A 23,088-nucleotide genomic window follows, 5' to 3' on the forward strand; every position below is an offset into this window, starting at 1 on the left:
GGCCACTGTGCGTATCGGAACTTCACGGTCGGCGCGTTCGATCCGGCTTCTACCGAACCGGGACCCCGCGGACGGTGGTCAGGATGTAGCTCGGAAACCTGAGGTCGGCCCAGGTGAACCGGATGATGCGGAGATCAGGACAGGCGAGTTCAAGGGCGTTCTGCCTGCGCCGATCGTAAAGAAGCGCCTCGGGCAGCTCGTGCGGGCCGCGCCCATCGGCTTCGACGAGCAGTCGGCGGCCCTGCCACCACAGATCGCCGACACCGATCAGTCGGCCCTGCGCGTCATAGAAGGGATGCTGCAGGTCATCGGGCGGGATACCACCGTCGGCGCAGATGAGTCGAATCCTCGTCTCCAGCGGGCTCTGTGCGCGGCCGTCGGCCAGCCGCCACCACGGCAGTGAACGGGCGCATCCCGGCCGACCGGCGTTGGCGGCGGCGAGCCGGGAAAGCTCGGCGGTATCGAGAAGCCCGCGGTTGAGAGCCGAGTCGAGCAGACACACCGCCGCGGTACGGTCCACCCGCAGCAGCACGTCGCGCAGCGTGCGGCCCGGGACGGTCAACCGCAACCCGCCCCGGGTGGTGGTCTCAGAGCGTTCGGTGGCCCAGGTGTGCAGCGAGATCCCGGCGACCTTGCGCTGCGTGCCCGCGGCCGGGATGGTCATGTGCACCGCCCCGTCCCAGAGCGGCAGGCCCTGCATGTCCCACAGGCGGGCGGCGGTCTCGGCACTGGCGAAGGCCGCGGCCCCCAGCGCCAGCTGGGCGGCCATCACCGCCGACAGCAGCCGGTGCCTGAGGCCAGGGAATTCATGGTCCCGAACCCGGTAGACCCCTTGGTGCACGCACCTCCACGTGTCTCGGCGCAGCAGGCCCCGCACCTCGCGCCGACCGAGTCCGCATCGGCGCACCTGCGCACTGCTGAGCACTCCGTACTGCCCGGACGCGATGTCGTGCGCCCTTTGAATCGGATCCATACGCCCGAGCATGGCCGCACGGACGCCGCCCGGCGATCCGGATTTCCCACCTGTGGACACACGGCCGTGGCCAGGCGCCTACGCCCGACACATTATCTGGCAAGTGGACATGGCACACCAGCCCGGGACACCCAGGGAGACCGCTTCCCGGGCGCTCCGGTTACCGGTAGCCGCCAACCCGATATGGCTTCTCCGGGGCTCTGCTTCATCAAGGCGGGGAGCGCGGGCTTAGCTGGAGACCAGGTCCAGGGGTGACTTCGCCGCGATCGTGGCGGGACCGCTGTCCTCGGCGGAGACCGTGAACTCGCGGTCGGGGAACATGGTGATCAGTTCCAGCCAGTCGCGTACCGTCATTCCCCTGTCCAGCTCCGAGGTGTTCTGCTTGTCGCCGGAGCCGGGGGTCATGACCAGCGCGTGGATATCCGTCGTAACGGTGGCGAGCACGACGGGATGCGTGAACGATTCGAGCCGGCGGAAGACCTCAACAGCCTCGTCCTTCGGAGAGCACACCAGGATCGTGTATCTCCCGTCCGATTCGCGCACCTGCGGATTCCGAGCCAGGTAATCGGTGAACCGCGGGTTCGTGCGGGCGTGCTCGGCCAGTTGCTCGGCCACCCGGTGCACGTCAGCGCGGTCGGAACCCTCTATCAGATTCAACCGGACCGCTTTCAACGTCTGCAAGCGCCAATCGATCTCTGTCGTCTCCGCGCGTGTGGGGCGCTGCTCGCCGTCGTCCAGCCCGATCCCGCGCAGCCAGTCGTTGACTTCGGACCACAGCCAGACCAGGGAGTGGCCGACGGTGCCTTCCGGCGCAGGAAAGGGGACGCCGTCCTGCCGTTGCCGCTGTCCACGGACCCACTGGGTGACGTTCTGGCGTGTCCGTTCGGTCCGCTCGGCGATGTCGGAGACCCCGACGAGGTCCCGGTCAAGGCGGACGATCCGCATCGTCGGGACCAGACCCAAAGCACGGGTGACGACGGACTTCGCGGCGGTGACCGCGTCCGGCCCTTCACCGACCACGGTCATCCTGTGCACGCCGTGCGAGCAGGAGACCAAGGCGTCAAGCTCTTCGGTGAGCAGCTGAACGGCGTCGTGGTCGTCGATACTGATCCCGTCCAGAACGAAGATGAACTCGTACTCGGACATCGATCGCTACCTCTCCGGGGTGTTGCGCGGTACGGCGTAGAGGGAGTGCCGTAGATACTCCGTGCATCTTCAGTGTTGCACCGCTGTTGACAAACGTCAACGTGGTTAGAGTACTGGTGTGGCGTGAGAGTACTGCGCTGAGCAGCGAAAACGTGAAAAACCGCCTCTGGTCGCGGCTGTTGCCTACTCCTGCGAAGGAGCGTGCTCGTCGCGTGATCCGGCGAGGCTGCGTCGCGGATCGTCTTCGGGAAGCGGGCAGCGGCCGGCTTCCTGCTTGATGCGGCGGGCGGCTCGGTCGGCGTTCTTGGGAGTCCCGGGCACTTGGACGCATGAGCACCCGCAATCGCAGTACAGCCGCCCCCAGTGCCCCTCCTTGTGAAGGGTCCATCCCTGCTCGACCAGCTTCTTGAGGACCTTGCGGACCTCTTTGTCCTGGTGGTCGGAAGGGCTGATATCCCTGCCCGTCATGCGTCGACCTCCGCGGAAGCCGGAGCGCAAGCGCAGGGCCAGGGCATGACTGATTCAGGGTGGTTCTTCATATGCTCCGACAGAGGGGGATCGCTACCGCAAAACCTGTGCCAAAGGCCAGTATTCCAGGATTCGGCGGCTCACGCTGGGGCTACTGCCGGAGTCCGCCTGTGGCGGACGAGCGGAGTGACGGCCGCGTCTGGCTGCGCGGCGTGGGGAGGCTCGCCCGGGGTGAGGGTGGTGGGACGGCCGCCTCAGCGGAGGAGGTTGGCCGGGGTGAAGGCGGGGGACTCGAACAGTGCCCAGACGGTCAGACCGCCCTCGTCGGTGGGGGTGTGGCCCCAGTCGTCGGTGACCTCGGCGACCAGGTGCAGGCCGCGCCAGCCGAGCGCGTCGGGGTCCATCGGCTTGACTTCGGGAAGTGGGTGGCGTCCGGCCGCGAGGTCGGCACTCCTGGGCCCCTGGTCGGTCACCGAGACCACGGCCAGCCCGGTGACGAGCGCGCTGACGCTGACCGCGAGCGTACCGCCGGGCTCACCGCTGCGGGTGTGCCGGCAGGCGTTGCCGAACAGTTCGGAGACCGCCAGTTCGGCGTCGTCCACGATCCGCCTGTGCTCGCGCAGCGCGGTGCGGACCATCTCCCGGACGGTCGGGCAGCAGCCGATCTCACCGGGGAACTCCTTGAACTCGGTTACGGCGTTGAGGCGGCCGAACTCGTAGCCGGGCATCAGACCGCCACCGCCTTCCAGCCCGTGGCCCTCAGGGAACCCGCAGGCTTCAGGGATGCGGCCTTCAGCCCGGTGCGCCGCTCGGTGACCAGGTTGGCCCGGCGGGCCTGGGGGACGGCGGGCCGGTACCACGGCCGCCCGGTCTCGGTCTCGGGCTCCACGGGAGAAGGCGGCGGATCGGCGAGCCGCTCGGCCGCCGCCTCGACCTGCGAGACGTCGGCATAGGCCGTCCGCCCCCAGATGAACCACCGGCCGCCGGTGACGGCCTGGACGACCACGACGGGGACCGTGCGGCCGTGGTGCCGGACGTAGAGCACGGGGTGAGAGGTGGACGCGAGCGCGAGGAGCGCGGTGCCGCCCCGGGCGCGGATGGCGGTGAGCAGGTGGGTGAGGAGTGTCCTCCTGGGGTCGCCGTGGGTGGGTGGGTGGTCGCCATGAGGAGTGTTAACGGGCATGCGGAAACCTCCAGAAAACCCGCCGCCTATCTGCGACGATGTGGGTGTCACTGACAAACATGACTCTATGTCGGGTCACCCTCGACATCAATACGCTTCCTAGTGTTACCCGGATTCTTTCTCTGGAGGTCTACACTGCGACGCATGCAAAGGAGCTACAGCCCGAGTGTCCGGCGCCGCCGGATCTCCTCCCAGCTACGCCGATACCGTGAACAGGCTGGGATGACAGCTACCGCGGCAGGTAAGAAGCTGGGCTGGCCCCAACAGAAGATTTCCAAGATCGAGAGCGGCGAGCAGAAGCGGATACCGACCGTTGAACTGGACGCGTTGCTCGACGCCTACAAGGTCAAAGACCCAGAGGTGCGTGCTGCTCTCCACGATTGCGCCAGGCTCGCCAAAGAACGCGGGTGGTGGTCGAAGTACAAGGATGCGTTCCCCGGCGGGCTGCCGGACTTCGAGGCTGAGGCTTCAGTCATCCGAGCCTATGAGGCGCAGGTGATCCCGGGGCTCCTACAGGTCCCCGGCTACGCCGAAGCGGTCTTCCGTGCCTACAAGCTGCGGTCCGACGAGGAGACCGAACGGCTCGTGAAGGCGCGCATGGAACGCCAGCACATCCTGAACCAGGTGGATCCGCCAGACTACCTCGCTGTTATCGACGAGGCTGCTCTGCGGCGGGTAGTGGGTTCCGTGGAGATCATGCGAACCCAACTACGCCACCTCACGCACATGGCCGCACGGCACAACATCGACATCTACGTGCTGCCGTTCGCTGCCGGCGCCCATGCCGCAACGCTCGGAAGTTTCGCCATCATGGACTTTCCCGACTTGTTGGATGGGAGCATCGTTTATGTGGACACGGCGACCTCTACGCTGTACCTCGAAGAGGAGCATGAGCTGAGGGAGTACAACTCCATGTTGAGCCGGGCGCAGGCTTCCGCGCTGGATCCGGCTAAGTCCTTGCAGCTCATCAACGACATCATCCAGTCTCTAGAAGAGTGAGCCGAGTGCCTGACCAGCGAGTTTGGCGGAAGAGCAGCTACAGCGGCGGCCGCGAAAACTGCATCGAGGTCGCCGATCTCCCTGACGCCTCCGCGATCCGCGACTCCAAGCGCCCTGATGCTGCAGTCCTCGTCTTCTCCACCGCTGAGTGGTCGGCATTCCTGCTCGCCATGCGTGAGACGCGGCTGTAGGGCAGTGACTGTAGCCTCCGATCCCGCTACTCGATGGGGCGGTCGAGCTTGGGGCCGATGTAGGCGATCCTCGCTTCGGACGACTCCGGGACCAGGCGGAAGTGCAGGCGGCCCTTGCCAGGCGTGAAACGCGAGTGGAGTTCGAACAGCCGCTTCTCGCCGTCGAGGTCGACGCACCAGCAGAGGTTGCGGCGGGTGGCCGACTCCGGGGTGGTCCTGGTCTTGTAGGCGGGCGTGCGAGTTTCTGTGGGACCCCATGCCGCCACGGCTTCCTGTAGCTCGGTCAGCCGTTCCCGGACCGGCTGCACCCACGCGTGTTCGAGAGAGCCGAGGTCCTTCTCGACCCGGGGCAGGAACGAGAGGTTCGGGAAGAGATCGCCCCGAGCCTCCCAGAGATCCACCCCCGTATGTACGGAGTCGGTGCCGGCGCGTGTCAGCCACTCGGAGTGCGTCTCCACATGGGTGGTATCGGACGCGTGCTCGACCTCGACGGTGTCCGTGAGGGGCACGCCCTCCCCGTCTTCTGCCTCGACCAGCATCTCCCGCTCGACGGCTACGTGCGCCGTCTGCCAGTCGTCGCACAGGGGAAGGCTGACGGAGAGCCCGCCGCGGATGTGGGCCGCGCCGATGCCTAGCGCGGCTACTCCTTTGTGGCGGTAGTCGACCAGGGCCATCGCATCCGGCGGCAGTACCGAAACGTGCGGGGACTTCTTGTTCCGCAGAAGCTTCAGGTAGCGGAACTCTTCCCTGGCGCGTCCGCGGTTGCCCCACTGGCGTACGGACAGTCCCTGAGCGAGTTCGAGATCCCCGAACTGCTCGTCGGTGACCAGGGCGGTTCCCGGACGGGCCTTGTAGACCGAGCGGAGCATGCGGACGAACTCCGTCATACCGGTGTTGACGTCATCATGGGTCGCTGTGCTTCGGCAGGAGAGCTCGTTGAGGAAGAGGTGGAGGGTCAACCGAGGGTCCCTATCTGACTCGGGGGGCGGAGATAGAGGAGGACAGCAGCGGTGTTCTTATTGAATTCTGGCCGCTGCGTTCGCGGGGCGAGGTAGGGCTTTCACGGCTCGGTCCTGCTGTGCCGCCGGCGCTACGCGCACTGCGACAGCCAACCCCCTGTGCGAACGGCGATCGTCAAACATCAGTCGGTCCGGGTTCTCAATCCAGCAGGCGGTCCAGCGTGGTGTCCCACTCGTCGAAGAACCCTTCGGGCCAGTCGCTGAGCATGCCGTCGCTCGCGATCACAGGACTCAGGATCTCGACGCCGCCCGGCTGCGTCTGACGGAAGTAGTGCAACTGGACGTCGTCCGCAGAGATGGGATGGGTCTGCTCCTTCACGGCCAGTCGCACGCCGTTGAGGATGTGGTCGCTGTGCGTCTCGACGATGACCTGCGCACCGGCGGCCACGGCCCTGGCGAGGAGGAAGGCGATCTGCGTCTGCCCTCGGGGATGCAGATGCGCCTCGGGGTTCTCCAGCAGAAGCAGGGTCCCCGGACGCGCGCTCAGGCAGGCGACCACGATGGGCAGCGTGTAGGTCAGGCCGAACCCGACGTTGGTGGGGCGGCGCCGGTTCGACGACGACAGGCCGGCCGTGCCGCCGAATCCGTAGCTGAGCCGGACATGGTCGGTGCCGTCGATACCGACGGCTTCCAGGTTCACGCCGGGGCTGATCTCGCCAAGCCACGCCTCGGCCTGGCTGAGCAGGGTCGCCGAGCGGGCCGCCGGGTGCTGGAGCGGCTCCGTGACGTCGGTGTCGTCCTGGTGGTGGCGCAGGTAGTTGACGGTGTGCTCCCCGTGCGCCCCGAGGAAGCCTTGCCGGATGGCGACTTCGTGCGACCGCTCGTAGATGGCGGCGGGGGAGACCCGGTCGGCGCGCAGGTACTGGAACCCGCCCGGCTGGGCGGAGAGCAGGCTGTGCTCGGCCGCTCCGGAAATGTCGGCCGACAACATGTCGAGCTTGTCGGTCGTGGCCTCATAGGCCAGCGTCCAGCGGTACGGGACGCCGTCGACGTCCACACCGACGCGGATGTACTCCCCATCGATCTCGTCGTCTTCGACCCAGTCGGCGTGCAGGACGTCGCGCCCGGCCCCCAGCTCGATCAGTGAACCGTTGAGTAGCAGTCCGCCCCCGGGGCCGAGCATCGCGGCCAAGGACGACTGCTTGATGAGGGCGAGGGACTGCATCACGGTGCTCTTACCGGAGGAGTTCAACCCGGTGAGCAAGGTGAGGGGCCGGAGTGGGATCTCGGCCTGCCGGAACGCCTTGAAGTTGGTCAGCTGAATCCGGTCAAGCATCCACGTCTCCCTGGTGCTGTTCGAACAAGGCGTCGACGAGCGCGAAGCGCAGCCGTACCTTGGCGTTGTCGCCGGTGCTCATGGAGATCGCACGGTCGAACTCGACGTTCTCCAGCAGGCTGATCAACCCGTCGTTCACCTGTTGCGAGTTCCTGCGCAGCATTGCGATCTGCGGTGCCGAACGGGTCGCAAGGTTTACGGCGACCGTCTCGAACAGGGCCTTGTTGATCGGGGAGAGTCGGTCCTTGCCGCGGACCTGCTTGCGGAAAGCGTTGTCGCCGAAGATCGCTCGCGACGCGTCCATCGCATGGTCGAACTCTTGGCGAAGCGCGTCGATCTGGTCATCAGGCAGATGGTTGATGTCCGACATGGCCTCTCGGAGGAACTCATCCAGGTCGGCGGCTCGGTAGTCGCTCGGATTCGACAACCGGAAGGCGAGGAACCGCAGGACCATTTCACGGTCCGACATCCGCTTGTCGGAGACCCGGCCCAGGGTGGCGAGCTGGAAGGACTCCGCAGCCGCAAGCTCGCCCAGCAGCTCCCGGGCCTTACCGGGGTTCAACGCATGCCGGAGTTCCTGCAAGGTCAGAGGCATGCCGCCGGTGTTGATCCTGGCGAAGATGTTGAACTTCACCTCCTCGGGGGTGCCCAGACCGATCACATGGACCACGAACTCGGTCTCGTGCAGCCGCGTCTTCAACCCGCCGGGGAGCTGGTCATAGGTGAGGCCGTTCAACTTCCGAAGATATTGAAGCCCTTTGAGGACTAACGGCGGCTCGCCGACCAGCTCAGGCTCGATGAAGCGGGAGATCGTGGTCAGACGCTGGACGCCGTCGACCATCTCCCAGGACTCTTGGGCGTTGGTCTCGGCCGCATAGAAGGTCGGCAGCGGAATCCGCAACAGGAGCGACTCGATCAGCTGGCTCTGCTTGGCCTGGTTCCAGATACCTGCGTTGCGCTGGAAGTCAGGGTTGAGGAACAGGACCTTCCGCCGCAGCCTGGACAGCATGAGATCGACCGTCATGGTCTTGGTCTTGACGTTGATCTGCTCCGGGTCGAACGGGTCGCTGATCTCGGTCGTCGGCGCCTCCGGCTCGAAGCCGTCGAACGCCATCTGCTCCATCTCGATGTCTGAGCTGTATCCCGCCTGATCCAGCGGAACCGAGGCCTCGTCAGGCGCATCAGCGCCGGGGGCGGACTGGCTCACGGCTGAGACTCCTCCTGGCTGTCGACGGCTCGATGCTGTGCATGCCATGCACACATCTTGTCGGACTGGGGGCCGACTCGCTCTGTGGGCTTGCCATGGGCCCTGTCCGTGCATGCCGCCTCAGCGGAGAGTAATCGGAGCCCAACGGCCTCGAAGCGTCGGTGGGATCGGCGAGAATGGTTGGATCGGTTCCCCCTTCATCGCCGGGAGTGTCAGTGGTCGATCACGCATCGTTGCTCAAGGACCTCAAGAAGCAGGTCGGTGCTCTTGAGGAGGATCTGCGGGAGCGGAGCGAGGATCCCACCGCGGTCAACGAGCACACGGGTAAGACCTTCGAGGAGGAGCTGAAGGTCGAGTACCACCGCGCGTTCCAGGCGGAGCGTACGGCGGCGACCTACGGGGAGTGGCGCGAAGGGCGCATCACGCAGGCCGCGGTGGCGTGGGTGCTGGCGACGGTGTTCGTGCGGTTCTGCGAGGACAACGGTCTGTTGGAGCAGCCCTTCATCGCCGGCCCCCGGGACGAGTCCAACCGCTACGACATCGCCCAGGAGCTCAAGGACGCCTGGATCCTGGAAGAACGGCGCAAGAACCCGGAGGCCTCCGAGCGCACCGACCGGGACTGGCTGGTGCACACGTTCGAGCAGATGAGCGTTTCGGCAGTCATGGAGGGGCTGTTCGACCGGGCGCACAACCCGATGTGGACCATCACCCCGTCCCACCAGGCGGCCAAGAACCTCATCGGCTTCTGGCGCACGGTGGGCGATGACGGGCACCTGGTCCACGACTTCACCGATCCCGTCTGGAACACCCGCTTCCTCGGGGACCTCTACCAGGACCTCTCCGACGCGGCGAAGAAGACCTACGCCCTACTGCAGACCCCGGAGTTCGTCGAGGAGTTCATCCTCGACTACACCCTCGAACCCGCCATCAAGGAATTCGGGCTCGATGGCAATCGGATCTTCCAGGCCGAGAGCAAGGGCTTCCGGCTGATCGACCCCACCTGCGGCTCGGGACACTTCCTGCTGGGCGCGTTCCACCGACTCCTGGAAAAGTGGCGCGACGCCGAGCCGGGCGTGTCGGACTGGGACCTCATCGCCCGCACCCTGCGCAGCGTCCACGGTGTTGACAAGAACCCATTTGCGGTGGCCATTGCCAGGTTCCGGCTGCTGATCGCGGCGATGAAGGAGGGCGGAATTACCAGGCTGTCAGCGGGCAACCCTGATTGGCCGATCGTGGTGGCAACGGGGGATTCGCTGATTCATGGACGTGGCGCACCGGGTCGCAAGACCAGCCTGTTCGATACCGAAGAGGTCCACCGGTACATCACCGAAGACATCTACGATTACACCGCCGAGTATGACTTGCTTGGTTCCGGTAGCTATCATGTAGTGGTGGGAAACCCGCCTTACATTACAGTCAAGGATAAACAGGAAAATCAGAACTATCGGGATGCGTATCCCGAGGTCTGCTCCGGAAAATATGCGCTTTCCGTTCCATTTTCCCAGCGGTTCTTCGACCTGGCCGTGAGTCGGGGAGACCGAAGCATGCAGGGGTCTGGCTTCATAGGGCAGATTACCGCAAACTCCTTCATGAAGCGCGAGTTTGGTAAGAAGCTGATCCAGAATTACTTTCATTCTGAGGTTAATCTCACCCACGTTATTGATACTTCTGGTGCCTACATGCCTGGCCACGGGACTCCAACGATCATCCTCTTCGGGCGCAATAGCGTCTGGAGTCCTGGAAGTAAGGTTCGTGCAATTCTCGGGATTAGAGGAGAACCCTCCCAACCGGACGCCCCCGCTGATGGCTTGGTTTGGCGGTCAATTGTCGACCAGATTGATTTCCCGGGAAGTGAGAGTGGGTGGGTTAACTCTGTCGACCTTAATCGGAATGACCTTGCGAGCTTTCCTTGGAGTCTTACGGGTGGTGGCGCAATTGATCTATTTGGTCGGCTGGATACCGGAAATAAGCTCGACTCCCGGATTGATGGAGGGGTCGGATTCTATGACATCACAGGCGATGACGAAGTCTTCGTTCGCAAGGAGTGGCGGCCTGTAAGTTGGGGGATAGAAGGGCGGTATCGGCGTTTTGCAACCGGAGACGATGTCAGAGATTGGGTATCGACATCAAGTTACGTATTGTGGCCTTATTGTGGGCAGCGTCCAGATATGTCTCTGCAGAACAGTCTGCTGTTCTGGCCGTACCGCACCCTAATGAAGTCTGGCCTGACCTTCGGTAAGAACCGCGAAGAGCGAGGGATGGCCTGGCATGAGCACACGATGCTTAACTGGAGTCGTGTTGCTGCTCCGCAGTTAATCGCGTTTGCCTGTGTTGCTACGCATGCTCATTTTGTGCTCGACCGAGGTGATACGGTCTTTAACCGGCATGCGCCGGTGATCAAGCTGCCTAAGGAGGCCACGAAGGAGCAGCATCTGGAGCTTCTTGGGGTGCTGAACTCCTCGACGGCGTGCTTCTGGCTGAAGCAGGTCAGTCAAAGCAAGGGTAATGGCGGTATTGGGGGTGGGATTTCAGACGAGCTGTGGGAGCACCGATTCGAATTTACCGGTACCAAACTCCAGGAATTCCCACTCCCCGCAAGCCTCCCTCTCGACCGTGCACAGGAACTCGACCAGCTAGCCCAGCATCTCTCCTCCCTCGAGCCCTCCGCTGTCGTGGCCGCCAGCACCCCCACTCGCGTCCGCCTCAACGACGCCCAGACAGAGCACACCGCCACCCGCGCCCGGATGATCGCTCTTCAGGAAGAACTCGACTGGGACGTCTACCACCGCTATGGACTCATCTCCGATGAGGAGCACGCAGCCCTTGTCCTTCCTGACACCGCCGACGTCCCCGACATCAACCTCGGCGAACGGGCCTTCGAGATCGTTCTTGCCCGCAAGATGAAGATGGGCGAGGCCGACACCGAGTGGTTCAAGCGGCACGGCTCTACTCCCATCACTGATACCGAGATCCCGTCCCACTGGCCCGACGCCTACAAGAAGGTCGTCGAAAGGCGTATCGAGCTGATCTCCTCCCGCAAGGACCTCGCCCTCATCGAGCGTCCCGAGTGCAAGCGGCGCTGGCAGTCGGAGCCGTGGGAGAAGAAGGAAAGGGCCGCTCTCAAGTCCTGGCTGCTGGACAAGTGCGAGGACCGGGACATCTGGTTCCGGGAAGAGGACTTCGGTGAGCAGCGTCCGTACACGCTCTCTGTCCTCGCGCTCGCGAACCGGCTGCGCGACCTGCACCCCGAGGCGGTCGAAGTCGCCGCGCTCTATGACAGCGACAAGGACTTCTCCGACGTCATCACGGAGATCGTCGAGACCGAGCACGTCCCCTACCTCGCCGCATTCCGCTACAAGGACAGCGGCCTGCGCAAGCGCAGGGAGTGGGAGCGCGTCTGGGACCTCCAGCGTGAGGAGGACGCGCTCAATGCCGACCGAGCTGAAGGGGAGCCCGAGCAGCGGCTCTCCCCGCCCATCCCGGTCCCGCCCAAGTACACCTCCGCCGACTTCCGCAAGACCACCTACTGGGCCAACCGCAGCAAGCTCGACCTCCCCAAGGAGCGCTTCATCTCCTACCCCGGCGCGGAGACCGAGCAGGATTCCTCGCTCGTGCTCGGTTGGGCCGGGTGGAACCACGCGGAGCAGGCCGACGCCCTGGCGACGCTCGCGCACAACCGGGTGGAGGAGCACAACTGGGATCAGGACAAGGAGAGGATGACTCCGCTGATCGCGGGCATCGCGGAGCTGCTGCCATGGGTGAGGCAGTGGCATTCCGAGGCGAACGAGTACGGGCTGGTTATGGCCGACCAGGCGGAGACCGACCTGACCGGCCTCACCAACGCCACGGGTATCACGCCCTCGGAGATGGCGGCGTGGCGGCCCGCGGCACCGACGCGGGGCCGCAGGAAGAAGGGGTAAGGGGAGCGGCGGCCGCCGTGGAGTTCCGGCCGTCGAATCCCCGGATCATTGGTACGAACTTCACGGCCGGTCCCGCTCGGCCCCGCCCGGCGCGGGGCGATCTTGGACCAGACTGCCCCGCACCGGGGAGAGGGAAGCTCCCGTGCCGGGGCTCCCACTCCGGCAATACCCTTGACGATGTACCTGGTTCACGCTGGAAAATCCACGGTATGCACCACACTTCCACCCAGCAGTAGAAGGGTCTCCCTCGGCGATGGCGACTTCCTCCTCGTCCCCCTCCGGTGCCGGCTCCGGCGGCAAGCGGTTCATCGGGGACCTCATCGAGATCCCCGAGGCGGTCCACGACGGCGACCTCGTGTTCAAGGTCGCCGAAGGCGTGGAGGAGCAGCAAGCCCAGGCGGTTCGCGACTACGTCGTCACGCCGCAGCTGGAGGCGTGCTTCGACGAGGCGCTCGACGCCATCAAGGGCGGGATCGCCAAGGGGCAGTCGCGGGCCACCTACCTCAACGGGTCGTTCGGGTCCGGTAAGAGCCACTTCATGGCCGTGCTGCACGCCGTCCTGCGCCACGACCCGGCCGTGAGGGACCTGGAGCGGATGCCGACCATCCTCGCCAAGCACGACGACTGGCTGGAGGGCAAGAGGTTCCTGCTCGTCACCAGCCACCTCGTGGACGCCGAGTCCATCGAGTCCGCCGTCCTCGGCGGGTACGTGCGCTACGTCCACAAGCACCACCCCGAGGCGCCCGTCCCGCCGGTCTACCGGACCGAAGGACTGCTCGCCGACGCCCGCGACCTGCGGTCGGCGCTCGGCGACGAGGCGTTCATCGCCGGCCTGCCCGGCTCCGGCGGCTCGGGGGCGAGCGGCGGAAGCACCTGGGGCAGGTGGTCCACCTCGCTGGCGTGGACGTCGGAGCAGCTCGACGAGGCGTTCGCGGTCTCGCCCGGCAGCACCGACGAGGAGGAGCTCAAGCTCCGCCGCAAACTCATCAGCGCCCTGCTGAAGGGCCACTTCAAGCGCTACGCCGACACAATGCACGGCGAGGAGGAGGCCTTCGTCACCCTGGACGACGGGCTGTCCGTCATCAGCCGGCACGCCAAGGAGGAGCTCGGCTGCGACGCGGTCATCCTGCTGCTGGACGAGCTGATCCTGCGCTTCACCAAGTTCATCGGCAACGAGTCGAAGATCAGCGAGGAGGTGCAGAAGGTCGCCAAGCTGGTGGAGTCCTCCGAAAGCCACCGGCCCGCGCCCATCATCAGCTTCGTGCCGCGCCAGCGCGACCTGCGCGACCTCGTCGGGATCTCCGGCGGCACCGAAGGCGTCAGCCAGACCCTGAAGTACTGGGACGGGCGATTCGGCCACATCGGGCTGGAGGACAAGAACCTCACCGAAGTGGTGCGGCACCGGCTGCTGCGCGCCAAGACCCCCGAGGCCGAAGCCGAGATCAGCGCGGCCTTCAAACGCATGGTCAACGCCCGGCCCGAGGTGCGCGACACGCTCCTGGACACCGAGGGCGGCGACGCCGACACCTGGGACGACTTCCGGGCGCTCTACCCCTTCAGTCCCGCGCTGCTGCACGTCATGGTGGACCTGTCCGGTGCGCTGCAGCGCCAGCGCAGCGCGCTCAAGCTGATGCGCCAGCTGATGATCAACCACCGCTCCACCCTGCCGGTGGGCCAGCTCGTGCCCATGGGCGCGGTCCTGGACGTCCTGGTCGAAGGCGAGGACAAGCCGTTCCGCGACCGGCTCAGCGCCGAGTACGAGAAGATCCGCAACTTCTACCGCGACAAGGTCCGGCCCTGGCTGCTGCGCCGGCACAGCCTCACCGACGACGAGGCAGCGGTCGACCTGGAGGTGCGCCACCCGTTCCGGGCCGAGGACCTGCTGGTCAAAACGCTGCTGCTGTCGGCGCTGGTGCCCAACGTGCCCGCGGTCAAGGAGCTCACCGCGAGCCGGCTGATCGCCCTCAACCACGGCATCATCCCCGCCCGGCGCACCGGACAGGACATCGCCAGGGTCACCCAGTTCTTCAAGGAACTCAACACCCAGTTCGGCGAGGTCCGGGTCGGGCCCGAAGCCGGCAATCCCACCATCACGCTCAACCTGCTGCGGGTGGACACCGAGTCGCTGATGCGCCAGGTCTACACCGCCGCCAACGACCAGGCGCTGCGGCAGCTGTTCAAGCGGCTGCTGTGGGAGGAGCTCGGCCTCGAACCCGACGCCGCGCGCACCTGGATCGTCTGGCGCGGCACCCGCCGCCTGGTGGAGTTGGACTTCGGCAACATCCGCTCCGAGGACTCCCTGATGCGCCAGCGGTTCAAGCCCGAGGCCCCGGGGGCGCTGCGCATCGTCATCGACTACCCCTTCGACGAAGGCGACCACAACCCCGCCGAGGACCGCCAGCGGGTCCAGGATCTGCGCGAGGAGTTCGGCGAGCCCCCGGCCACGCTCGCCTGGATCCCGCACTTCCTCTCCGACAACCGCCAGCAGGACGCCCGGCGGCTGCTGATGATGCAGCATCTGGTGCAGCCCGGCGTCATCGAGGACAAGGCCCCGAACTGGAGCTCGGAGGACCGCCGGGAGGCCCGTGCCCAGCTCGACAACCAGCGCTCCCAGATCGAGGGCCAGCTGCGCGGGTTGATGCGCGGAGCCTACGGTGCCGTCGCCCGCAACGACACCGACTTCGGGTACCCCATCGACGAGCACATCGAGGCGCTGCCGCCCAACGTGCGGATCCGGATCGAGGCCGGCAGCCAGCTCCCCGACGCGCTGCAGCGCATCGCCGGGCAGCTGCTGGACCACCTCTACCCCGAGCATCCCAGATTCGCGTCCCAGACGGGGGCCATGCCCGAGGTCCGCCGCACCGACCTCACCGCCGTGCTGCAGGCGGTGGAGGCGGCCAAGGCCGACAAGCTGCAGCGCTACGAGCCGGCCAAGGGCGAGACCGCCGCGCTGTACCGGGTCGCCCACAACCTGCAGATCGCCCAGGTCACCGAGGTCTTCCTGCTACAAGACACCTGGCTGGGCATCCTGGACGACGCCGCCCGCTCCGCGCAGGCCGACACCACCGAGATTCGGGTGCGCGACCTCAAGAAGTGGATCCTCGACCGGGAAGAGGGCAAAGGACTGCCCCCCGAGATCGTTGACCTGCTGGTGCTCGTGTACGCGGTGCAGTCGGACCGGGCCTGGATGCGGGCGGGCAAGCGCTACACCGACGTCGGTATCGGCCGGCTCGACGGCGACATCGTCCTGCGCCGCCAGCCGCTGCCCTCCGAAGAGGACTTCGACCTCGCCAACCGCCGCGCCGAGCAGCTCTTCAAGCTCTCCAGGCAGCCGGTGCTCAACGCCCGCGCCGTGCAGCGGCTCGCCGAGCAGCTCAAGGAGCAGGGCGGCGTTTGGCTGGCCGGCACCGAAGGGCTGCTGACCCAGTTGGAGAGGCACGCCGAACTGCTGGGCCTGGACGAGGAGGCGCCGCGCATGCAGACCGCGCGGGCCGCCTACGAACTGCTGGGACGGCTGCGCGGGCTCACCGACGACACTGCGCTGGTCACCGCGCTGGCCCAGGCCGACCTGCCGCGCGAACCCGAGATCTACCGGATCAGCATGGCGGCGGCGTCTGCTGTCGCCGCGGCGCTGGAGGCCACCCGGTGGGAGACCTTCGAACTGCTGGCCCAGCTGTCCGGTGACGGGAGCGAGTACGCGGGCGAGGCCGCCGAGCTGCTGGAGCGGTTGGGGCGCACCGCCCGGTTCAACGAGCAGCAGAAGAAGCTCGCCACCGAACTGGAAGCGGTGTCCCGCGAGGCGTTCGCCCTCATCAAAAAGGCGACGGCACGGCCGGCCGCGCCGCAGCCGCCGGTCGTAGGCCCGGCCGGAGCCGATGGGCAGCCGACCGATGCAGGCCCGACATCGGTGAGCGGGAGCATCGAGCGCGTCACGTCGTCCGGTGCCGTGGCCGTCGGGCAGATCACGGCGGCGGACGACCCGGGCGCGGTCGTCGCGAAACTGAGAGAACAGCTCGGTATCCCCGCCGACGCCACCATCGAGATCACGGTACGGGCGGTCGAGTGAGCACGGTCGCCGCGCCGCCCGATACTCCGGGCGCGCGAGCCGCGCAGAGGGAGCACAAGGGATTCGTCCGCCGCCGCGCCGTCGTCAGCCGGGTATAGCGTCGAACGCTCGAGACCACCCGGTGATCCGGGCGGTCGACTCGGCGGAACATGATCCGCATCGGTGAACCAGCACAGGAGGAGCAGCACCATGACGGCCACCGGAACCGCTTCGGCCCAGCAGGTGACGGTCGAGGCGGTCAAGGGCGGGCTGCGGCGGGCGCTGGAAAAGGACGAGCACCGGGTCAGCAGGGGACGGCCGGCGTCGGTGGCACGCGCGATCGCGCTGAAGGCCGCCCCGGTGTGGAGCGGACCGGAGCAGATCGCCGTCGAGCACCGGGGCAAGGAGGTGCGCGCGCGAGTCGCGGTGGCACCCACGGTGCTGGCGGTGCTCACCGAACTGAGCCGCCCTCTCACTGAAGCCGACTACCTCGTGCTGCTCACCCCCTGCAGAGAGGACACCGACCTCGGCCCCTCGTTGCTGGGGCGGCTGCTCGGCCACGAGGTCTTCACCGTGAACAGCTGGGAGCTGCTCGCCGATGAGCTCGGCATCCGGATGCTCGACCCGCGGCTGCACTCCCGCAAGTGGGCCTGGCTGGCTCGCGGACTGCGCGAGGTCGGTGTCGGCAGTGAGTGGCACAAGAGGACATCGGTCCTCAAGCTCGAGGACGCGCTGCGGCGGCTCGCGGCGATCCGGTTCGGCCGGGAGGCCGGCGACCGGCTCGACGCCGCCGCACTGCTCGACTGGACCAGGAAGCCGGAGCTGGTCACCCGGTTCGGTGAGCTGGACGAGGACGAGCGCCACGGACTGCGTGCCGAACTCGAACACGGCATCGGCCCGGTCGCCCAGGTGGTGTTCCAGATGCTGGACAAGCAGCAGGTCTACGACGCACTTCCAGCAGGTCTGGTGTTCCGGGAACTGCTGGACCCCGACAACGCCGGCATCCCCGGTGTGCGCGACGCCCGGGTCCGGGCCGAAGAGCGGTTCGTCGGCACCCCCGCACCCAAAACGGAGGCGCTGTCGCGGTTCGCCGACAGCAGTGAAGCGGCCCTGCTGCGCATGATGGACGGCCATGAGCACGACGCCGCGGTCCACGCGAGCGATCGGGCCGAGGAGATCCTCACCGCGCTGGGTGCCGACGGAGTCGCGGCGACCAGCCGAGTGCTCAGCACCGGGCTGCAGGCCCGCCTTGCTGCCCTAGGCGCCGAGATCAGCACCGCGATCCAGCCGCAGATGCCCGCTCCCGAAGCCCGGGACACGGTGCAGGCCGAGGAGGCGCTCACCCGGTTGTGGGAGCACCGGCGGTTCGACTCCGACTCGCGTGAGGGCGCGGACGCGATCGCCGCAGTACGGCTCGTGCGCTGGCTCGCCTCCGGACCGCCTACCCCCCGTACCGCCGCCGAGGGGGTGGCCGATCACATGGCCGGCACCGCCTGGGTGGACCGGGCGGCGAGCCGGTTGTGGGCGTCGCACACCGAGATCACGGCATTGCACGACGCCTACCAGGACCTCTACGCGCGGGTGCGCGACCGGCGCGCGGAGATCGACAAGGCGTTCGCCGAACGCGTCGCCGCGTGGACCGAGGTGTCGTCGCACACCGACGAGCTGCTGCTCGCGGAGAACCTCCTGCAGCGGGTCGCCCGGCCGCTCTCGGCCGAGCGTGCGCCGCTGATCGTGCTGCTCGACGGGATGAGTGCGGAGATCGCCGTCCAGATCGGCGCCGAGATCGCCGGCGGCGGACGGTTCAAGGAGATCGCCCGCACCGAGCAGGGGCGAGAGGGGGCCCTGGCCACTTTCCCCTCGATCACCGGCTGCTCACGCGCCTCGCTCTTCTCCGGGCGGCTCACCACCGGCGGGCAGAGCCAGGAGCGCGCCGGGTTCACCGCACTGTGGAAGCAGCCGTCGTGGGGACCACGGGACAGCACTCTGCTGTATGAGGCCGACCTGCAGACGGGAGCGGGCGACCGGCTGCCCGAGAGCGTCCAGAAAGCCGTCGACGACACGGGCCGGGTCGTCGCCGCCGTGATCAACACCGTGGACGACGCACTGGCCGACGGCCGTGAAGCCGACGACGTGAGCTGGCGGGTCGACCAGCTCGGCAAGCTCGGACCGCTCCTGGACGCGGCCGCACGCGCCGGGCGCCCGGTGGTCCTCACCTCCGACCACGGCCACGTGTGGGACCGGCGGGAGAACAGGAAGACCGAGAAGGGCGAGTCGGCCCGCTACCGCACGGGGGAGCCCGGCGAGCGGGAACTGCTCGTCACCGGGGACCGGGTGCTCGCCGGAGGCGGCGAGATCGTGGTGCCGTGGGACGAGCGGATTCGCTACACCGCCCGCCAGGAGGGCTACCACGGCGGTATCTCAACAGCCGAGATGGTCATTCCGGTCCTGGTGTTCGTTCCCGACACCGCGCTCGTCCCCGCCGGATGGGCGGCACTGCGTCCGGCGGACCATGAGCCGTCCTGGTGGGCCCGACCGCTGACCGTCGAACCGGGAACGGCCGCCGCTCCGGAACCGGCCAAGCCCGCGAGGAAGCCGAAGAAGAGCCGTCCGGCGCAGGACACCGTTCTCTTCAAGGACGACTCTCTCGGCACCCTCGTGACCGACACCGAGATCTTCGAGCTCAGCCGCTCCCAGATCTCACGCGCCCCCGACGCGTCGAAGGTCGCAGCGGTCATCGACACCCTGGCCGGTGCGGGCGGCGCCACTCCCCGGCTGCCCGTCGCGCACGTCGCGCGGGCCGCGGGGGAGTCGACCACCTCCCACCGGGCGGTGCGCTTCCTGAAAATGGTGAAGAAGGTCCTCAACATCGAAGGGTTCCCGGTGCTGGATCTGCCCGAGGGCGAACGGGCCGTGGAACTCAACGTCGAACTGCTCAGGCGGCAGTTCCTGTCCGGAAACGAGTGAGTTGAGCAACGTCAGCGCCGCTCGCCGCGGCGAAGTCATCGACGCGCTGCGGCGCGGGACCGTGCCACAGTCGGGGCTGGACCTGTTCGCGGTCGGCCTGGAACGGTTCGGGAACGTCCTCGACAAGGAGTTGGCGACCGCGGCCGCGGGCGGCGCAGGGTTCAAGGCTGTGCGCGGCGAGTACGGGTCCGGCAAGACGTTCTTCTCTCGCTGGCTGGGGGAGCGCGCCAAGCGGGCGAACTTCGCGGTGACCGAGATCCAGGTCTCGGAGACCGAGACTCCGCTGCACAAGCTGGAGACCGTCTACCGACGGCTCACGGAGCGGCTGGCCACGGCCACCCAACCGCCCAGCGCGCTGCGCGAGATCGTCGACAACTGGGTCTACACCCTGGAGGAGGACGTCCTCGACGAAGGCGGCATCCCCGAGGGGCCGGACGGCCCGGACGAGCAGCGGCTCGCCGCGGCGGTCGGCGAGCTCCTGGAACGCCGCCTGGCCGAGGTCGCGCGCAGCAACCCCGGGTTCGCCGCGGCCCTGCGCGGCTACCACCGGGCGCAGACGGAGGGCGAACCGGCGATCGCCGAAGCCCTCATCGCCTGGCTGGGCGGGCAGCCCAACGTCTCGGCCGCGGCCAAGCGCTACGCCGGGATCAAGGGCGACCTGGACCACTTCGGCGCCCTCTCCGCGCTCCAGGGCCTGCTCACCCTCCTGCAGGGGTGCGGCCACCCCGGCCTGCTGGTGGTGCTGGACGAGCTGGAGACCCTGCAACGGGCGCGTACCGACACCAGGGAGAAGGCGCTCAACGCGCTGCGCCAGCTGCTGGACGAGATCGCGGCCGGCCGCTTCCCAGGGCTCTATCTGGTGATCACCGGCACGCCCGCCTTCTACGACGGGCAGCAGGGCGTCCAGCGCCTCGCGCCGCTGGCGCAGCGGCTGGCCACCGACTTCATGCCGGACCCGCGCCACGACAACCTGCGGGCGGCCCAGATCCGGCTCGGCGGGTTCGACCTGGAGAGGCTGCACCGGCTCGGCATCGCCATCAGGGAGCTCTACGTCGACGGCGCCGAGGAGCCAGAGCGGATCCGGGCGCGGGTCGGCGACGCCTACCTGATGGAGCTCGCCGAGGCGATCGCCGGAGAGCTCGGCGGGCAGGTCGGGGTCGCGCCGCGGATGTTCCTGCGCAAGCTCGTCGACGTCATCGACCGGGTCAACGACATCGACGACTTCGACCCCCGGCTGCACTACCGACTCACCGTGAAGGCCGCCGACCTCAACGACGTCGAGCGCAACGCCTGGACCCAGCGCGCCGGATCCGCCGACGAGGTGGAACTCGACCTGTGACCGCCACCGGCAGCCTCGACCTGCTGCACCCCACGCTGGCCCACCACGTCGTCAACACGCTGGGCTGGCCGGGGCTGCGGCCGCTGCAGCGCGAGGCGCTGGCGCCGCTGGTCGGGGGTGAGGACGCCGTCCTGCTCGCGCCGACCGCGGGCGGCAAGACCGAGGCCGCGGCCTTCCCGCTGCTGTCGGCGATGGCCGCGGGAGGGTGGACCGGAGTCTCGCTGCTGTATGTGTGCCCGATCAAGGCGCTGCTGAACAACCTGCTGCCGCGTCTGCAGAGCTACGCCGGATGGATGGGGCGCTCGGTCGGGCTGTGGCACGGCGACGTGGGCACCGCCGCGCGGCGGCGCCTCCTGCGCCGACGGCCCGACATCCTGCTGACCACGCCGGAGTCGCTGGAGGGGATGCTGGTCAGCACCAAGGTCGACCACCGGGACGTGTTCGCGGGAGTGCGGGCGATCGTGGTGGACGAGGTGCACGCCTTCGCAGGCGACGACCGGGGCTGGCACCTGCTGGCGGTGCTGGAGCGGCTCACCCGGATCTGCGGGCGCCCCGTCCAGCGGGTCGGGCTGTCGGCGACCGTCGGCAACCCCGACGACCTGCTCACCTGGCTGCAGGGCAGCGGTGCGGGGAAGCGGCCGGGCCGCGTCATCGCACCCGGGGTGAGCCTGCCCGGGGCGAATTCGCCCGCCGAACCGCCGCCGGGGGACGTGGAACTGGACTACGTCGGGTCGCTGGACAACGCCGCCAAGGTCGTCGCCGCGCTGCACGCCGGTGAGAAGCGGCTGGTGTTCTGCGACTCCCGCCAGGCCGTGGAGCATCTGGGCGCCGCGCTGCGCGTGCGGGGCGTCACCACATTCCTGTCGCACGCCTCCCTGGCGGTGGACGAGCGCCGCCGCGCCGAGCAGGCCTTCGCCGAGGCGCGCGACTGCGTGATCGTCTCCACCAGCACGCTGGAGCTGGGCATCGACGTCGGCGACCTCGACCGGGTCGTCCAGGTCAACGCGCCCGGAACGGTGGCCTCCTTCCTGCAGCGCATCGGCCGCACCGGGCGGCGCTCCGGCACGCGGCGCAACTGCCTGTTCCTCGCGCTGGACGAACCGGGGCTGCTGCGTGCGGCGGCGCTGCTGCGGCTGTGGGGGCGGCACTGGGTCGAGCCGGTCGTCCCCACGCCCGAGCCCCGGCACATCATCGCCCAGCAGCTGCTGGCGCTGTGCCTGCAGGAGTCGCAGGTGGGCGAGCACCTGTGGCCGGAGTGGTGGGACGGGCTGGAGCCGTTCGAGCACGGCGAGCCGATCGTGGCGCACCTGCTGCGCGAGGGGTTCGTGGACCGCGACGGCGGCATGCTGATGATCGGACCCGAGGCCGAGCGCAGGTTCGGGTGGCGGCACTTCATGGAGCTGACCACGGTCTTCACCGCGCCGCCGGAGTTCACGGTGCTGCACGGGCGCACCGAGATCGGGCGGGCCAACCCGGCGCTGCTGTCGTCCAGGGAACAGGGGGAGGGACCCCGGCGGCTGCTCCTCGCCGGCCGGAGCTGGGCGGTGACCTGGGTGGACTGGAAGCGGCAGAAGTGCTTCGTCGAACCGGCCGACGACGGCGGCGGCAAGGCGCGCTGGGACTCCACCGACCGGGCGGGCTCATCGTTCGCGCTGACCCGTGCCGTGCGCGAGGTGCTGCTGGGAGCGGACCCGCCGGTGCGCCTGACCCGGCGCGCGGTCAAGGCCCTGGGCAAGGCGCGCGAGCGCCACATCGAGCACGTGCACGCCGACGGCTCGGTCGTCACCCGCACCTCCGGTGACGTCCGCTGGTGGACCTGGGCCGGGACCAGGACCAACCTGACCCTGCGCGCCACCCTCACCGGCCTCGTCGACCCCGCTCAGCAGGCGCACGACAGCTACCTCCGGCTCCGCGAGGACGTCGATCCCGCCAGGTGGGCGGCCGTCCGAGAGGGCGCCGCCGACCGCATCGCGCTGCCCGAGGTCAGCGAGAAGGCGTTGGAAGGCCTGAAGTTCACCGCGGCACTCCCGTCCCACCTGGCCGCCCGCACCCTGGCGGCCAGACTGGCCGACGTGGAGGGCGCACGACGGCTGCTGGGGGAGCCGACGAGGTTCGTCGTCGGGTAAGCGACAGGCTCGGCAGCGCCACCGATTGATGAGGCGCGAGGTGCGGTCGATCCCCGCGCAAGGAATCCAAGATCATCTGTGGCCTGTCGGAAGTGATCTTGATTTAGATCCGTAACCTTATCTTCCTAAAGTTCCCTTACGTATGTTTTTTGGGCTCTTGTCCTTGATTCGTGTCTCTCTGGTCGTAGGTAGCGGATCCCCTTTTTCGTTGGTTGCGCACAGTAATGCT

Annotated in this window: 15 protein-coding genes; 7 read left to right on the forward strand and 8 right to left on the reverse strand. The window is 67.7% G+C overall.

Going from position 1 to position 23,088, the window contains the following annotated elements:
• Positions 1–49 precede the first annotated feature (49 nt).
• The 5 genes from HDA32_RS05550 to HDA32_RS05570 form a co-directional block, all read right to left on the reverse strand.
• Positions 50–973 carry a putative endonuclease domain-containing protein gene (locus tag HDA32_RS05550; protein ID WP_179642173.1) on the reverse strand — a complete coding sequence of 308 codons (924 nt, stop codon included), beginning with the start codon at positions 971–973 and terminating at the stop codon, positions 50–52.
• 228 nt (positions 974–1,201) lie between these two features.
• Complete coding sequence (locus HDA32_RS05555) at positions 1,202–2,119, reverse strand: hypothetical protein (protein ID WP_179642174.1); 918 nt, start codon at positions 2,117–2,119, stop codon at positions 1,202–1,204.
• Positions 2,120–2,302: 183 nt separating this feature from the next.
• Entirely contained in the window at positions 2,303–2,587 is a 285-nt protein-coding gene (locus HDA32_RS05560; RefSeq protein ID WP_179642175.1) for a hypothetical protein, read from the reverse strand.
• A 254-nt stretch (positions 2,588–2,841) separates the two neighbouring features.
• Entirely contained in the window at positions 2,842–3,315 is a 474-nt protein-coding gene (locus tag HDA32_RS05565; RefSeq protein ID WP_179642176.1) for an ATP-binding protein, read from the reverse strand.
• Positions 3,315–3,770, reverse strand: a complete 456-nt coding sequence (locus HDA32_RS05570; protein WP_179642177.1) for a hypothetical protein — start codon at positions 3,768–3,770, stop codon at positions 3,315–3,317. The genes HDA32_RS05565 and HDA32_RS05570 overlap by 1 nt, the downstream gene beginning before the upstream one ends.
• Before the next feature lie 144 nt (positions 3,771–3,914).
• On the opposite strand from HDA32_RS05570, the gene HDA32_RS05575 reads away from it, so the two are divergent.
• Positions 3,915–4,769, forward strand: a complete 855-nt coding sequence (locus HDA32_RS05575; protein ID WP_179642178.1) for a helix-turn-helix domain-containing protein — start codon at positions 3,915–3,917, stop codon at positions 4,767–4,769.
• 5 nt (positions 4,770–4,774) lie between these two features.
• Positions 4,775–4,960 (forward strand): DUF397 domain-containing protein, encoded by a 186-nt coding sequence (locus HDA32_RS05580; RefSeq protein ID WP_179642179.1) that lies wholly within the window; start codon positions 4,775–4,777, stop codon positions 4,958–4,960.
• 26 nt (positions 4,961–4,986) lie between these two features.
• On the opposite strand, the gene HDA32_RS05585 is transcribed toward HDA32_RS05580, so the two are convergent.
• From HDA32_RS05585 to HDA32_RS05595, 3 genes are all read right to left on the reverse strand, one after another.
• Positions 4,987–5,919 carry a hypothetical protein gene (locus HDA32_RS05585; RefSeq protein WP_179642180.1) on the reverse strand — a complete coding sequence of 311 codons (933 nt, stop codon included), beginning with the start codon at positions 5,917–5,919 and terminating at the stop codon, positions 4,987–4,989.
• A gap of 199 nt (positions 5,920–6,118) precedes the next feature.
• Entirely contained in the window at positions 6,119–7,255 is a 1,137-nt protein-coding gene (locus HDA32_RS05590) for an AAA family ATPase (RefSeq protein WP_179642181.1), read from the reverse strand.
• On the reverse strand, positions 7,248–8,462 hold the full coding sequence (locus tag HDA32_RS05595; protein WP_218882343.1) for a DUF262 domain-containing protein: 1,215 nt from the start codon (positions 8,460–8,462) through the stop codon (positions 7,248–7,250). The genes HDA32_RS05590 and HDA32_RS05595 overlap by 8 nt, the downstream gene beginning before the upstream one ends.
• Positions 8,463–8,677: 215 nt before the next feature.
• Here HDA32_RS05595 and pglX point away from each other — a divergent pair, with 215 nt between their 5' ends.
• From pglX to HDA32_RS05620, 5 genes are all read left to right on the forward strand, one after another.
• The gene (gene pglX, locus HDA32_RS05600) at positions 8,678–12,382 is read left to right on the forward strand and encodes a BREX-2 system adenine-specific DNA-methyltransferase PglX (RefSeq protein ID WP_312863049.1); all 3,705 of its coding nucleotides are present in this window, start codon (positions 8,678–8,680) and stop codon (positions 12,380–12,382) included.
• Between the two features lie 253 nt (positions 12,383–12,635).
• Positions 12,636–16,448: a DUF6079 family protein gene (locus HDA32_RS05605; RefSeq protein WP_179642184.1), complete on the forward strand. Its 3,813-nt coding sequence runs from the start codon at positions 12,636–12,638 to the stop codon at positions 16,446–16,448.
• 189 nt (positions 16,449–16,637) lie between these two features.
• Positions 16,638–19,394, forward strand: a complete 2,757-nt coding sequence (gene pglZ, locus HDA32_RS05610; protein ID WP_179642185.1) for a BREX-2 system phosphatase PglZ — start codon at positions 16,638–16,640, stop codon at positions 19,392–19,394.
• A 1-nt stretch (position 19,395) separates the two neighbouring features.
• Complete coding sequence (gene brxD, locus HDA32_RS05615) at positions 19,396–20,733, forward strand: BREX system ATP-binding protein BrxD (RefSeq protein WP_179642186.1); 1,338 nt, start codon at positions 19,396–19,398, stop codon at positions 20,731–20,733.
• The gene (locus tag HDA32_RS05620; protein ID WP_312863050.1) at positions 20,730–22,859 is read left to right on the forward strand and encodes a DEAD/DEAH box helicase; all 2,130 of its coding nucleotides are present in this window, start codon (positions 20,730–20,732) and stop codon (positions 22,857–22,859) included. The genes brxD and HDA32_RS05620 overlap by 4 nt, the downstream gene beginning before the upstream one ends.
• The last annotated feature ends 229 nt before the right edge of the window (positions 22,860–23,088 follow it).

It is taken from the genome of Spinactinospora alkalitolerans, from assembly GCF_013408795.1.
GTDB lineage: Bacteria > Actinomycetota > Actinomycetes > Streptosporangiales > Streptosporangiaceae > Spinactinospora > Spinactinospora alkalitolerans.